This is a genomic window from Tepidiphilus olei (assembly GCF_006980705.1).
GTDB classification, from domain to species: domain Bacteria; phylum Pseudomonadota; class Gammaproteobacteria; order Burkholderiales; family Rhodocyclaceae; genus Tepidiphilus; species Tepidiphilus olei.
The window spans coordinates 267,233-280,010 of the sequence record NZ_SBHO01000002.1 but is presented as its reverse complement, the minus strand read 5'-3'; the positions used below and the strand labels follow the sequence as shown (position 1 = coordinate 280,010).

Here is a 12,778-nt window from a genome sequence, read left to right as displayed (position 1 = left end):
AGTGCCCGCCGGGGACGGTGTCCGCTTTTCGTATAATGCGGGCTGTCCTGTGCGCCACGGAGCCGCTACCCCATGCCTTCTCTGAAAAACGACCGTCTCCTGCGGGCGCTGCTGCGCCAGCCCGTAGATCGCACGCCGATCTGGTTGATGCGGCAGGCCGGGCGCTATTTACCCGAATACCGCGAGACGCGTCGACGGGCCGGCAGTTTCCTCGCCTTGTGCAAGGATCCTGCCTTGGCCACCGAAGTGACGCTCCAGCCGCTTGCGCGTTTCGGGCTCGATGCGGCGATCCTCTTTTCCGACATCCTGACGGTGCCCGATGCGATGGGGCTGGGGCTGTATTTCGTCGAAGGCGAAGGGCCGAAGTTCGAGCGGCCGCTGCGCAGCGAATGGGAGATCCGCAACCTTGCTGCCCCGGATCCCACGGTGGAACTCGCCTACGTGCTCGAGGCGGTGCGGCATATCCGGCATGCCCTCGACGGCTCTGTGCCCCTGATCGGTTTCTCCGGCAGCCCCTGGACGCTCGCGTGCTACATGGTCGAAGGGGGAGCGAGCGAGGATTATCGTACGGTCAAGACGTTGCTCTACTCCCGCCCCGATCTGATGCACCGCATCCTCGAGGTGACGACGCAGGCGGTGACCGATTATCTCAACGCCCAGATCGAAGCGGGAGCGCAGGCGGTGATGCTCTTCGATTCCTGGGGCGGGGTACTCGCCGAAGAGGCGTTCAAGACGTTTTCCTTGCCGTATCTGGCGCGCATCGTCGCGGGTTTGCGCCGTGAGGCGGAAGGCCGCATCGTTCCCTCCATCGTCTTCACCAAGGGGGGCGGCGTGTGGCTGGAAGATTTGGCCGGTATCGGCGCCGATGCCGTGGGTCTGGACTGGACGATGGACATCGGCCGGGCTCGGGCTCTGGTCGGGGACAAGGTGGCGCTGCAGGGCAATCTCGATCCGGCGATCCTCTTCGCGCCGCCCGACGTGGTGGTACGCGAAGCCTGCAAGGTGCTCGAAGCCTTCGGGTACGGTTCGGGGCACGTTTTCAATTTGGGGCACGGCATCTCGCAGCACACGCCGCCGGAGCACGTGGCGGCGCTGGTCCACGCCGTCCAGACCGAGAGCGTGAAATATCACCACAAGGCATGAACGAGGGGATGCGCCGGGTCCAGGTGCTGCTGCCGTTTCCCGGCGAGGGGTTGTTCGACTACCGGGTTCCCGAAGCGGTCGTGCCGGGGCAGATCGTGCGCGTGCCTTTCGGCCGCGGCGCGAAGCTGGGCATCGTGTGGTCGCTCGAGGCGGATCCGTCCGTTCCTGACGAGCGGATCAAAGCGGTGGAGGCGGTCTGGCAGGGGTTGCCGCCGCTTGTCTCGGCCGATCGCGAATTGCTCGAATTCACCGCCCGCTACTACCTGGCACCGCTCGGCGAGGTCGTGGCGGCGATGCTGCCTCCTGCCCTGCGCCGGCGCAAGCGCGAACCCCGTACGGCGAAACCGGACACGGGTGGAAGCGCGATGCCGGCCGGGCTACTGCCCGAGCTCACGCCAGGGCAAAGAGCGGCGCTCGAGGCCGTTCCGCGGGAAGGGTTCTCGGTGACGCTGTTGCACGGGATCACCGGCAGCGGCAAAACGGAAGTCTACCTGCGCCTGATCGCCGACTGTCTCGCCCGAGGGCGGCAGGCGCTACTCCTGGTGCCCGAGATCGGCCTCACGCCGCAGCTCACCGAGCGGGTACGCGCCCGTTTCTCTTCGGCGCGCATCGTCTGCCTGCATTCGGATGCGCCTGCCAGCGAGCGTTCGGCGGCCTTCGTGGCGGCGCTGCGCGGCGAGGTCGATATCGTGCTCGGCACGCGGCTCGCGGTGTTCGCGCCTTTCGTGCGGCTGGGGCTGGTGGTGGTGGACGAGGAGCACGATCCTTCCTACAAACAGTTCGAAGGGGTACCCTACTCGGCGCGCGATCTGGCGGTCTGGCGCGCGCGCCGGTGGAACGTGCCGATCGTGCTCGGCTCGGCCACGCCCTCGCTCGAGAGCTGGGCGGCCTGCGAGGCGGGCCGCTACCGGCGCGTGGCTTTGTCCGCCCGGGCGAGCGGCCAACCGCTGCCGACGATAGAGCTCATCGATACGACGCAGACGAGCGCCGAGGAGGGGGTGAGCGAGCCCCTTGCGCGGGCGATCGAAGAGACGCTCAAGCGCGGTGAGCAGGCCCTCGTTTTCCTCAATCGCCGCGGCTATGCGCCGGTGGTGTGCTGCGGCCATTGCGGCTGGGTGAGCCGCTGCCCCAATTGTTCGGTCAATCTCGTCTTCCACCGCGACGATGGCCGGATGCACTGCCACCACTGCGGTCATCGCGAGGCCCCGCCGCGAGCCTGTCCCGAGTGCGGCGCGCTCGACTTGCGGCCCATCGGCCGGGGCACGCAGCGGCTGGAGGAGCGGCTGCAGGCGTTGTTTCCCCAGGCGCGGATCGCTCGCATCGACCGCGACGCGGTGAAGACCTTGCCCCAATGGGAAACCTTGCTCGAGGAGGTGCGCGCGGGGCAATACGACCTGCTCGTAGGTACGCAGATGATGGCCAAGGGGCACGATTTTCCGTCGCTCACGCTCGTCGGCGTGATCGGGGCCGATGCCGGGCTCTATGCTGCCGAAGTTCGGGCGACGGAACGGATGTTCCAGCAGTTGATGCAGGTGGCCGGCCGGGCCGGTCGGGCGGGCGCGCCGGGTCGGGTGTTGATACAGACCGAATTTTCACAGCATCCACTCTTTCGCGAACTCGCGGCGCACGACTATGCGGCGTTTGCCGGAAGGACGCTCGCCGAGCGTCGGGCGCTGCGTCTGCCGCCTTTTGCTTTTCAGGCGCTGCTGCGCGCCGACGACGAGGCATTGGAACCGGCGCTCGCGTTCCTCGAGGAAGCGCGAAGCGCCGCCCGTAGCCTTGCGGCAAGCGAAGCTCGGCCTATCCGGGTGTTCGATCCGGTCCCGATGCGTCTCGTGCGCCTCGCGCGTCGCGAACGGGCCCAGCTGCTCGTCGAGGGGGATCACCGTCCTGCGCTGCACGCTTTCCTCGAGCGTTGGGCCGGGGCATTGCGTGAGTTGCCTCATCCCCGTTCGTTGCGCTGGCGCCTGGAGGTGGATCCGCTGGAGACTTGAGGCTCACTCGCGACGGGCTTCGGGCGCGACCACGACCCGATTTCTTCCCCCCTCTTTCGCTGCGTAGAGCGCGGCATCGGCTCGAGAAAGCGCCGGATCGAGCGTCGTCTCTCCGGGGGCGACGGCGGCCACGCCCACGCTGATCGTCACCGTCTCGCCGCCGCTGCCGGGGATACGCACGCGCTCGGCCGCGCTCTGGCGCAAGCGCTCGGCGAGCTGCCGTGCCCCGGCCACGGTGGTATGGGGGAGGACGACGGCGAATTCTTCGCCGCCGAGACGTCCGGCGAGATCCTGCTCGCGTAGCGTCTCGCTCAGGATCGCGGCAACGGAGCGTAGGACCTGGTCGCCGGCGGCGTGACCATAGCGATCATTCACCTGCTTGAAGTGATCGAGGTCGAACATGAGCACCGCGATCGGCCATGCGGGATCGCGTTCGGCGAGCAGGCGTTCCCCGGCAGTGAAGAAGGCGCGCCGGTTCGCCAGGCCCGTCAAGGAATCGGTGCCGGCCTGGCGGCGCAGCTCGGCTTCCATCTGCTTGAGGGTGGTGATGTCGGTGAAGATCACCACCGCGCCGCCGTCGGGCAGGGGCGAGACGGTCAGCCGTATCGGCACGGCGTGCCCGTCGCGGTGCAGGAAGTAGTCTTCTCCGGGGGGAAAGGAGCGCCGTTCGTGAACGGACTGATGGATGAGGCAGGCCTCGCGGGGCATGACCGTGCCGTCGGGATAACGGGCATGCAGCACTTCATAGGCGCAGCGGCCACGCATCTCTTCGGCCGTATAGCCGAGGATGCGTTCGGCGGCGGGGTTCCACAGCACGACGTTTTCTTGGGGATCGACGGCGAAGATGCCTTCGCCGGCCGATTCGAGCAGCACTTCGATGGTGCGGGCGCGTTGCTCGGCGAGCTGCCATTGTTCCTCGGCTGCGCGCAGCAGCCGGTTGCGTTCGGTGACGTCGACGGCCACGCCGACGATGAGTTCGATGCGGCCCGCCTCGCCATCGATGGGCGTGAGGGTGGTCTGGAATTGACGGCAGCCGACGTTGGGAATCTCCAGGCGCTCCTCGTAGCGCAGTGTCTTGCCTTCCTGGAGGCAGCGCCGGTACATCGCTTCGAAGTGCGCCGCCTGCTCCGGGGCGAAGAGTTCGCGAGGGCGCGCGCCTTCCCAGACTTCGGGGGGACGCGCAGGAGTTCGCACAGGGCGCGATTGCCGGCGAGATAGCGAAATGTGCCGTCGGGCTCTACCGCCACCAGGAACATGAGCTCTTCCAAGTGCTCGACCATGGAGCGAAAGAGCCGCTCGCTGCGCGCGAGGCGTTCCTCGGTGAGGATGCGTTCGGTGACGTTGGCGATGAATCCGTACCACAGCACCGACCCGTCGGGTTGGCGCTCGGTACTCGCTTCGCCCTCGGCCCAGACGATGCGCCCGTCGGGCAGTACGTGCCGATAGAGAAGGCGCCAGGGTTCGAGCGTGGCCATCGACCGGTCGGAAGAGGCCATCATCGCCGCGCGATCGTCGGGATGGACCGTGGCGAAAAAGGCCGAGGCGTCTTCACGCAGGAGTTCCGGATCCACGCCACACAGGCGTTTCATCCCCTCGCTCGCATAGGGAAAGGACATGTGCCCCTGCGGTGTACGGCGAAAAACGTAGATGACTCCGGGCAGGTGCTGGCTGATTTTGTGCAGCACATCGAAGCGATCCTCCACGCGGATGGGAGGCGTAGGAAAATTGGCCTCGGTCGACATGGCGTTCTCTCACGGAAGGTTTTTTCCGTAAGCTTACCTCAGTATCCCTACGAAAATACGCTCATGGCAGGGAGGGACTCAGGGGGAGGCATATCCAGGCGCGGCAAGACCACTCGCATCGTCGTGCCGCGACCGTCCGCCCCTTCCTCGGCGCCGACGCGGCCACCATGGAAGGCCACGATGCGCTGCACGATGGCGAGTCCCAGTCCGGCGCCGCCGCTGGGGCTGCCGACTTCGACGATACCCTCACGTACCCCTCCGGGAAGGAGGGTCTGCACCGGGGCGTCGAGATAGTGCTCGAGGAAGAACGGCGTCTCGCCCCGGCGCAGCGCGAGCGCCGCCCGCACCTGGCCGGTGGCATCGCGCAGGGCGAGGAAGGGCCCGCGCGGCTGCGCGATGTGCGCCCCGTACCGGGCCAGATAGATGTCCTGTACGAATCGGGCGATCTCCTCGCTCGATGTTTCGTTGTCGGCCACCCAGGCCGCTTCCATGAGTCTGCCGGAAGTTTCCTTTTTCGGCCGAGCGGTACAGCTGATCGTCGCCATCGGGATCTCCTCGTTTCGTCGCGATGGGAGATACGATACGGCGGCGAACTTAAGGAAAGCTTAAATGCCGTCTCCTCGGCGAAATGCGCGCAAATGGCGCCGCAGCCAACTCTTGGCGGCTTCCAGGAGCAGCAGCACACCGGCACCGACGGCGAGCGTGAGCGCCACGTCATCGGGGTGCAAAGGGCCGAAATGCAGCAGGTCGCGCGCCGGCGGCCACAGCAGGACGACGGCGGAGAAGGCGGCGACGAGGCCGGCGATCGCCGCCAGCATCGGGTTCGGGCGCCGGAACGCTTCCCGCAACGAGGCCGAGAACGAGCGGTCGATAAGCACGAGCCCCAGCAGGCTCGTCACCAGGGAGAAAAAGGTGAGGGCGCGCACTTCTTCGTCCGACAGGCCGCGCGCCACTGCGCCCAGCAGCACGCCGGTCACGAGCGCCAGGGCGAGCGCCCCTTGGGCCACACCCCAGGTGAGCAGCGGCCAGGAGAAGAGCGGTTCCTGCGGTGGCCGCGGCGGGCGGCGCATCACGTCGTCCTCTTCGGGTTCGGCTTCGAAGACGAGGGAGCAGACGGGGTCGATCACCATCTCCAGCAAGGCGATGTGGATCGGACCGAGCACCAGCGGCAGGCCGAGCAGCAGGGGCAACAGCGCCAACCCGGCGATCGGCAGATGGACCGCGAGGATGAAGAGCATCGCCTTGATGAGGTTGTCGTAGATGCGCCGTCCCAGGCGGATCGCCTGCACGATGGCGCCGAAATCGTCGTCGAGCAGCACGAGTGCGGCCGCTTCGCGGGCGACGTCGGTACCGCGCCCGCCCATGGCGATGCCGATGTGCGCGGCCTTGAGCGCCGGGGCGTCGTTCACGCCGTCGCCGGTCATGGCGACGACCTCTCCGGCCGCTTTCAGGGCTTCGACGAGGCGCAGTTTCTGCGTGGGGGCGATGCGGGCGAAGACCGTCACCTGCGACGCCCGTCGGCGTAGTTCGGTCTCGTCGAGCCGCGCGAGCTCGTCGCCGGTCATCACCTCGTCGGCGGCGATGCCGGCGGCTCGGGCGATCGCCCGGGCGGTGGCCGGATAGTCGCCGGTGATCATCACCACACGCACGCCCGCCGAATGGCACTGCGCCACCGCTTCCGGCACGCCGGGGCGCAAGGGGTCGGCGAGTCCGGCCAGGCCGACGAAGGAAAAGGCGAAGGCGCGAGGATCTTCCGGCAAAGGATCCTCGGCACCCTGGGCGCGGGCGAGCGCCAGCACTCGTAAACCTTCACTCGCCATCGCTTCCACTTGCGCGAGCAATGCCGCGCGCGCCGCCTCGTCCATGCGGCACAGGGTCGCGATCGTCTCGGGTGCCCCTTTGCTGGCGACGAGGATCTCGCCTCGAGCCGAGCGCCACACCCGCGTCACCGCGAGCAGCTCGGGCCGCAGGCCGTATTCCTTTACGGGGGTGAGATCGGTGGTGACCGGCTGCGGGCAGCGCTGTTCCAGCTCGTGGAAAGCGAGTTCCATCGGATCGAAGGGATCGTCGGCGCTCGCGAGCCGGGCACACTCGGCCAGCACCCGGAAGGGTTCGGGCAGCAGGGAGGCGTCGTCTTCTCTCGTCCAGGCCGATCCGTCGGGCCGACGCAGGGCGACCACGCGCATGCGGTTCTCGGTCAGGGTCCCGGTCTTGTCGGTGCACAGTACCGTGGCCGAACCGAGCGTCTCGATGGCGGCGGCGCGCCGCGTCAGTACCCGGGCGCGCGAGATGCGCCAGGCGCCCATCGCCATGAACACGGCGAGCACGACGGGAAATTCCTCCGGCAGCATCGACATGCCCAGCGCGATGCCGGCGAGGAAGGCTTCGGTCCAGTTGCCGCGCAGACTGCCGTAGAGTAGCGTCGCGGCGAGCGCCGTGGCCGTGCCGAGGGTGGCGAAGAGCCGCACGATTTGCCGTGTCTGGCGCTGCAGGCGCGGTGGTTCGGTGTCGATGTGCGCCAGCGCCGTGCCGATCTTGCCGAATTCGCTGCGCGCACCCGTGGCGAGGACGCGCGCGAGCCCGCGGCCGCGCACCACGAGCGTGCCGGAGAAGACGTAGGGCAGATCGTCCCCGCCGGGCGAGGGCGGCGGCAGAGAGGTTCCGGGGTGCGGAGCGGTTTTGCGCACGGGGACCGATTCGCCGGTGAGCAAGGATTCGTCGACCAGCAGATCCTGGGCCTCGAGGAGTATCGCGTCGGCCGGGACACGGTCGCCCTCGGCGAGCACGATCAGGTCTCCGCGTACCACTTCCCGCCCCGGGATGCGCTGCCGCTGCCCGTCGCGGATGACCAGCGCCCGTGGGCTGGAGAGTTCGCGCAGCGCGGCGAGCACCCGTTCGGTGCGGCTCTCCTGGATCGTGGTGATGAGCACGGAGAAGACGGCGAAGACGAGCAGCACCAGCCCTTCGGTCAGGTCGCCCACGAGCAGGTAGATCCCCGCGCCGGCGAGCAGCAAGAGGAGCATCGGTTCGCGCAATACTTCACGCACGATGCGCCACGGCGTGCGCCGGCGCTCCTGCGGCAATTCGTTCGGCCCTTCGTCGGCCAAGCGCCGCCGGGCCTCCTCGCTCGAGAGTCCGCGCGACGTCTCCTCGGCGTCGGACGGGAGTGATTCGCTCATCGGTCGGTTCCTTCCGGCGGTATGGGAAGGATGAGGGCGAATCGTGCCCCGCCCAGGCGGCTCTCACCGGGCTCGACGCGGGCGCCGAGGAGTTCCGCCGCTTCGCGCACCAGCGTCAGGCCCAGACCCGTGCCCGGCGCGGCGGAGTCGCGCGCAAAGGGTGCGAACAGCTTTTCCCGTCGCTCCGGGGCAATGCCGGGGCCGTCGTCCTCGACGTCGAGCCGCACGAGGTTCCCCTCTCGGCGCAGCGAGACCCGCACGGTACTGCCCGGCGGCGTGTGACGCAGCGCATTGCCGACGAGGTTGCGCACGATGAGGGCGAGCGGCTCCGGTGCGAGCAGGGCGGGCAGAGCCTCGGGCAAGTCCACCTCCAGCGTGTGACCGTGCGCCTGGGCCTGCGGCCAGAGGAGGGCCAATTCCTGACGAACGACTTCGGCGGCGTCGATGGTGCGTCGTGGCCGGCGCGCGTCGTGTCCCAGGCGCGCGAGCGTGAGCAATTGCTCGATGAGCTGGGCGGCGCGGGTCGTGCCTTCGCGCGCGGCTTGCAGCGCTTCCCGGCGGCGCGCCTCGTCGCCTTCGACGAGGGCGGCGTCCAGATGCGCCGCGATCGCGGCGATCGGCGTGCGCAGTTCGTGGGCGACGTCGGCGGTGAAGCGCCGCTCGCGCTCGAAGGCTTGGGACAAGCGGGCGAGTAGCTCATTGACCGCCCCTACCACGGGTTCGAGTTCCTGCGGCGCATCGGGCAAGTCGACCGGCTCGAGCGCGTCCGGGCGACGGCGCCGCAGGGCTTGCGACAGCGCCATGAGCGGGCGTAATCCTCGCCCGATCGCCCACCAGGAAAAAAGTGCGAGCGCACCGGCCCCCACGCTGAGGGTTTCCACCGAGTGTTCTACCAGCTCTTCGGTGAGTTCGCCGTGTAGATCCAGCGGATGCGCGGCGAACACCCGCGCCCCGTCGGGGCGGGTGCTGGCATAGACGCGCCAGCCCGGTTTGCCGGGAAGACGATGAAAGCCGTCCTCGAGCCGGGAAAAATCGGCGCCCGGCGGCAGCGAGCCAAAGCGCACGATCTCCCCACCACCGGGATCGAGCACCAGCACGCCGGCGTGCTTGCCAGCCTTTCGCGCTCGTTTGTCCGGCGGTTCGGGGTACGCCGCTTCTCCTCGGCCCAGCGGGACCGCGGAAATCGCCTCGACGCTTGCCACGAGCCGCGCATCCAGCAGCTCCCTTGCCTCCTTGCTGCTTTCCCTCACGACGTAGGCGAGTGAGACGAGCCAGAAGAGCGCCACCCCGGCAAGTAGCCAGAGCGTGAGGCGCAGGCGCAGCGAATGGCCGAGCCGGCGCCAGAGGGTCATCGTGCGGCTCCTTGCGCCGCCGGACCCAGGCGATAACCCAGACCGCGCACCGTGTCGATGATGTCCGGATCGATCTTGCGACGCAGATGATGGATGAGCACCTGCAGCACGTTGCTGTCGGGAGCTTCGTCCGCCTCGTAGAGCGCCTGCTCGAGCTGGATCTTGGTGAAGACCCGGCCCGGGCTGCGCGCGAGGCGCTCGAGCAGGCGGTATTCCATCGCCGAGAGTTCGACCGGCGAACCGTCGAACCACACGGCATGCCCCGCCGTATCCAGGCGCAGGCGCCCCAAGTCGATGAGCGAGCGTGACCGCCCTTCGCCGCGGCGCACCAGCGCCCGCAGACGGGCGGCGATTTCTTCGAGCGGTGCGGGTTTGACCACGTAGTCGTCCGCTCCTTCGTCGAGACCGGCGATGCGGTCGGAGAGCGCGTCGCGCGCCGTCAGGATCAGCACCGGCGTGGTAAGCCCCTCGGCGCGCCAGCGCCCGAGCGCGTGCATGCCGTCCTCGTTAGGCAAGCCCAGGTCGAGCACCACGGCGTCGAACGGTTCGGACCGCAGCAGGCGCGAGGCGGCAGCCGCCTCCCGCGCCCACGCCACGTTCATGCCCAGGGCTTCCAGCCCCCGTTCGAGGCCCGCACCGAGCAGCGCATCGTCCTCGACGAGCAAGACCCGCATCTTCCCTCCTTCAGCTGCGCAGCAGCCAGTACACCGCCACGGCCACCCAGACGAGCAACACGACGGCCGCGGCGGTGTAGGGCCGCGCGATCGCTTCCTGCGGTGCGCCGCGTTTCACCCCCAGCACCATCGCGCGGACGAGATTCTCGCGATGGGCGAGACTGCCGACGAACACCCCGGCCAGATGCACCAGCACCACGGCGAGCATGAGGTTCGCCAGCGCCTCGTGCGCCTTTTCGACGAACTTGCCGCCGATCTCTTCGTAGGCGCACCATCCGACGAGGGGCGTGAGGACCCCGAGGGCGAGCAGGGCGAGGATGGCGATGCCACCGGCCGGATTGTGCCCGGTGTAATGGGGCGGCTGCAAGCGTATCAAGCCGACGAGATAATCCCACGTCTCGCGCCAGGGACGCACGAAAGAGGAGAATCGCGCCGACCACGGGCCGACGAAACCCCAGACCACGCGAAAGAGGGCCACCGCCGCCACCGTGCCGCCGGCGGCGACGTGCACCAGGCGCAGGCGCTCGGATTCGCCGGTGAGCCAGGCGACGATGAACCCTACGGCCATCAGCCAGTGCCCGAGCCGCACGACGGCGTCCCAGATCAATACCTTGTTTTCGTTCGGCTCCATGACGAGGCTCCGTTAGTCCTTGTAGGGACCATAGCCGGGGATGTCGATCTCGCGCTCGCGGTACGAGCCTTCTTCGGCCCGCTTGTGGCAGGCGCCGCAGTTGGCCGGGGATTTCACCCGAGGGTCGCGCCAGGCCGCGGCGGGAACTTCGTCGTGCTCTTTTTCGAACCAGCGCGTTCGCGTGATGCGCGGCGGATCTCCCGCACCTTGCGTGCGACGGCCATCGCCCGCATTGCGCACGAGAAAGTCGGTGAGCTCCTGCGCCGTCTGCGGGGACAGTGAGGCGTCGTCCCCGTAGTGGTGCGCGAGGTCGGCCATCACTTTGCGCCAATCCTCGGCCGAGAGCAAGGACGGCGGGAAGGGAACGTGGCAGCTGCCGCATTCCTGACGGTAGAGCGGCGAGAGCGGCGCCCCTTTGCTCTTGTCTTTATAGCGGGTCTCGTGCTTCTCCTGTTCGGCGCGTTCGTGCCGCTCTTCGGCCGAGACCACGATCGGCGCAGCGATGAGGGCGGCGCACAGGGCGGTGGTGAAAAGATGTCCGTAGCGACGGTAAAGTCGTTCGATCGCATTCATGTCGGGTCTCCTTCGGTCATTGGCGCACGAGCCAGGCGAGAAAATCGGCTTTCTCCGCCGCCGTGCATTCGCGTCCCACCACTTCCTTGCAGTTGCGGCGGAACCATTTTTCGATCTTGGCCTCGTCGGTGAACCGCTCGGGATTGGCGCTCACCGCGAGCGGCGCGATCGTCTTGCCGGTGACCACGTGTTTGCCCGCTTGCCGGGGATCGTGGCCATGGCAGGCATGGCAGCCGGGCATGTCGGCCGACACACCGTGATTCTGGCGATAGAAGGCTTCGCCGCGGCCGGGGTCGGGGGTGAAACCCGGCTGTTCCTGGGCGGCGCGCTGCGCATAGCGCTCGGCCATCGTCGCCGGCGTTTCGGCCACGGCGCAGAGAGAAAAGCCGGAGAGCAGGATGGAAAAGAGCCAGGTGGCTCGCTTGCGGAAGATCGGGGATTTCATGGCGACCTCTTCGTCGTGATGCGCACGTGCTCATTGGAGCACAGGGGCCTTAACGGGGAGTTAAATGCCCATCGCGTTTGGCGAGCAGGAGTGTGGCGTCGGCACGATCGAGGGTGGTGGCGCCGCGTTCGTCGGCGATTTGCCGGATCAGACCAATGCTGGCGGAGACGGCAAAAGGGCGGAGCCGATGAGCGATGGAGAGGCGTTCATGGAAGAGGCGGGGTATCAGTTCGTCAGACCCCACAAGAAAGGGGATCTTCGTGCGCTCTCCGTCACCCCACGTTTCCCGGAACGACACGGAAAAACGTGTGCGCACCCTCGAACGACTTTCCGCACGGCCGAAAGGGGTGTACTACGGCAGGCGCTGATGCTCGTCTACTTGGATGATGTTGCTCGGATCGTTTGCTCGGAGCGCCTTGCCCTGAAACAGGAAAGAAGAGCGTGGATGATCGTTGCGCGCGCTCAACAAATTTTTGGTGAGGTCTGCAACGATATTCGTGCTGTTGGTCGGGTAAAACGAATGTTTTGTGGTTGGCTGCCCACCGAGGGTGGTAGGAGGTAAAATTCTGGCGCGCCCGGCAGGAATCGAACCTGCGACCTTTGGCTTCGGAGGCCAACGCTCTATCCCCTGAGCTACGGGCGCTTCAAGGGGCAGCATTATCTCATACAATTCGCGGATTGTACCCAAGCGAGAGTCGGGATAACATCAGGCACGTCCTTTGCCTTGCAAACAAAACGATTCTAACCGGACGCATTCCAGCGCGCTCAACCCACGGAGGAGACCAATCATGAGCCTTACGAGTAGCCCCTGAGCGGCAACGTGGTGCCCCCCTGTGCAGCCGAGGTCCCGCGTTTCATGGACCCTGATCTAGGATGGGTCGAGCACGCTGCGTTTCAACGGATCTAGAAATCGGACTGCACCCCGGATGTGCCATTGCTCAGGCATTCGATGGCCTGGGGGCACCCTTGTCAAGCCCATGTCGACTAGAGAACAGACTGAGAACGATTCGTCGTATGGGCGTGCAGCGACGCGCTCCTGTAGTCG

Annotated in this window: 11 protein-coding genes, 1 tRNA gene and 1 pseudogene; 3 read left to right on the top strand and 10 right to left on the bottom strand. The window is 67.4% G+C overall.

The annotated features are described in order from the left end of the window. Positions 1-72: 72 nt before the first annotated feature. Complete coding sequence (hemE, locus tag EPD80_RS04455; RefSeq protein WP_142809732.1) at positions 73-1,143, top strand: uroporphyrinogen decarboxylase; 1,071 nt, start codon at positions 73-75, stop codon at positions 1,141-1,143. Positions 1,144-1,151: 8 nt separating this feature from the next. Next, positions 1,152-3,137, top strand: coding sequence for a primosomal protein N' (locus EPD80_RS04450; RefSeq protein ID WP_142809730.1), 1,986 nt, complete (start codon positions 1,152-1,154; stop codon positions 3,135-3,137). Positions 3,138-3,140: 3 nt separating this feature from the next. On the opposite strand, the gene EPD80_RS04445 is transcribed toward EPD80_RS04450, so the two are convergent. The 9 genes and pseudogenes from EPD80_RS04445 to EPD80_RS04405 form a co-directional block, all read right to left on the bottom strand. Next, positions 3,141-4,331 carry a sensor domain-containing diguanylate cyclase gene (locus tag EPD80_RS04445; protein WP_142809728.1) on the bottom strand — a complete coding sequence of 397 codons (1,191 nt, stop codon included), beginning with the start codon at positions 4,329-4,331 and terminating at the stop codon, positions 3,141-3,143. A 173-nt stretch (positions 4,332-4,504) separates the two neighbouring features. Next, positions 4,505-4,753, bottom strand: a pseudogene (locus EPD80_RS11565) (PAS domain-containing protein); the annotation flags it as partial. Between the two features lie 173 nt (positions 4,754-4,926). Beyond that, positions 4,927-5,424, bottom strand: coding sequence for a thermostable hemolysin (locus tag EPD80_RS04435; RefSeq protein ID WP_142809726.1), 498 nt, complete (start codon positions 5,422-5,424; stop codon positions 4,927-4,929). Between the two features lie 60 nt (positions 5,425-5,484). Further along, positions 5,485-8,058, bottom strand: coding sequence for a cation-translocating P-type ATPase (locus EPD80_RS04430; RefSeq protein ID WP_142809724.1), 2,574 nt, complete (start codon positions 8,056-8,058; stop codon positions 5,485-5,487). Continuing rightward, the gene (locus EPD80_RS04425; protein WP_142809722.1) at positions 8,055-9,410 is read right to left on the bottom strand and encodes a sensor histidine kinase; all 1,356 of its coding nucleotides are present in this window, start codon (positions 9,408-9,410) and stop codon (positions 8,055-8,057) included. Before EPD80_RS04425 ends, EPD80_RS04430 begins: the two co-directional genes overlap by 4 nt. After that, positions 9,407-10,084, bottom strand: a complete 678-nt coding sequence (locus tag EPD80_RS04420) for a response regulator (protein ID WP_142809720.1) — start codon at positions 10,082-10,084, stop codon at positions 9,407-9,409. Before EPD80_RS04420 ends, EPD80_RS04425 begins: the two co-directional genes overlap by 4 nt. A gap of 10 nt (positions 10,085-10,094) precedes the next feature. Beyond that, a complete protein-coding gene (locus EPD80_RS04415; protein ID WP_142809718.1) occupies positions 10,095-10,715 on the bottom strand; it encodes a cytochrome b/b6 domain-containing protein in 621 nt (206 codons plus the stop codon). A gap of 12 nt (positions 10,716-10,727) precedes the next feature. After that, a complete protein-coding gene (locus EPD80_RS04410) occupies positions 10,728-11,288 on the bottom strand; it encodes a diheme cytochrome c (protein ID WP_142804023.1) in 561 nt (186 codons plus the stop codon). Positions 11,289-11,304: 16 nt separating this feature from the next. After that, positions 11,305-11,733: a DUF1924 domain-containing protein gene (locus EPD80_RS04405; RefSeq protein ID WP_206673231.1), complete on the bottom strand. Its 429-nt coding sequence runs from the start codon at positions 11,731-11,733 to the stop codon at positions 11,305-11,307. Between the two features lie 64 nt (positions 11,734-11,797). Here EPD80_RS04405 and EPD80_RS04400 point away from each other — a divergent pair, with 64 nt between their 5' ends. Then, positions 11,798-12,295: a hypothetical protein gene (locus tag EPD80_RS04400; RefSeq protein ID WP_142804022.1), complete on the top strand. Its 498-nt coding sequence runs from the start codon at positions 11,798-11,800 to the stop codon at positions 12,293-12,295. A gap of 5 nt (positions 12,296-12,300) precedes the next feature. On the opposite strand, the gene EPD80_RS04395 is transcribed toward EPD80_RS04400, so the two are convergent. Further along, positions 12,301-12,376, bottom strand: a tRNA-Arg gene (locus EPD80_RS04395). Positions 12,377-12,778 lie beyond the last annotated feature (402 nt).

What these genes read in the sequence shown, in the direction of transcription:
- hemE (WP_142809732.1), top strand. Translation starts at nt 73, where the DNA reads ATGCCTTCTCTGAAAAACGACCGTCTCCTGCGGGCGCTGCTGCGCCAG.
- EPD80_RS04450 (WP_142809730.1), top strand. Translation starts at nt 1,152, where the DNA reads ATGCGCCGGGTCCAGGTGCTGCTGCCGTTTCCCGGCGAGGGGTTGTTC.
- EPD80_RS04435 (WP_142809726.1), bottom strand. Translation starts at nt 5,424, where the DNA reads ATGGCGACGATCAGCTGTACCGCTCGGCCGAAAAAGGAAACTTCCGGC.
- EPD80_RS04430 (WP_142809724.1), bottom strand. Translation starts at nt 8,058, where the DNA reads ATGAGCGAATCACTCCCGTCCGACGCCGAGGAGACGTCGCGCGGACTC.
- EPD80_RS04425 (WP_142809722.1), bottom strand. Translation starts at nt 9,410, where the DNA reads ATGACCCTCTGGCGCCGGCTCGGCCATTCGCTGCGCCTGCGCCTCACG.
- EPD80_RS04420 (WP_142809720.1), bottom strand. Translation starts at nt 10,084, where the DNA reads ATGCGGGTCTTGCTCGTCGAGGACGATGCGCTGCTCGGTGCGGGCCTC.
- EPD80_RS04415 (WP_142809718.1), bottom strand. Translation starts at nt 10,715, where the DNA reads ATGGAGCCGAACGAAAACAAGGTATTGATCTGGGACGCCGTCGTGCGG.
- EPD80_RS04410 (WP_142804023.1), bottom strand. Translation starts at nt 11,288, where the DNA reads ATGAATGCGATCGAACGACTTTACCGTCGCTACGGACATCTTTTCACC.
- EPD80_RS04405 (WP_206673231.1), bottom strand. Translation starts at nt 11,733, where the DNA reads ATGAAATCCCCGATCTTCCGCAAGCGAGCCACCTGGCTCTTTTCCATC.
- EPD80_RS04400 (WP_142804022.1), top strand. Translation starts at nt 11,798, where the DNA reads ATGCCCATCGCGTTTGGCGAGCAGGAGTGTGGCGTCGGCACGATCGAG.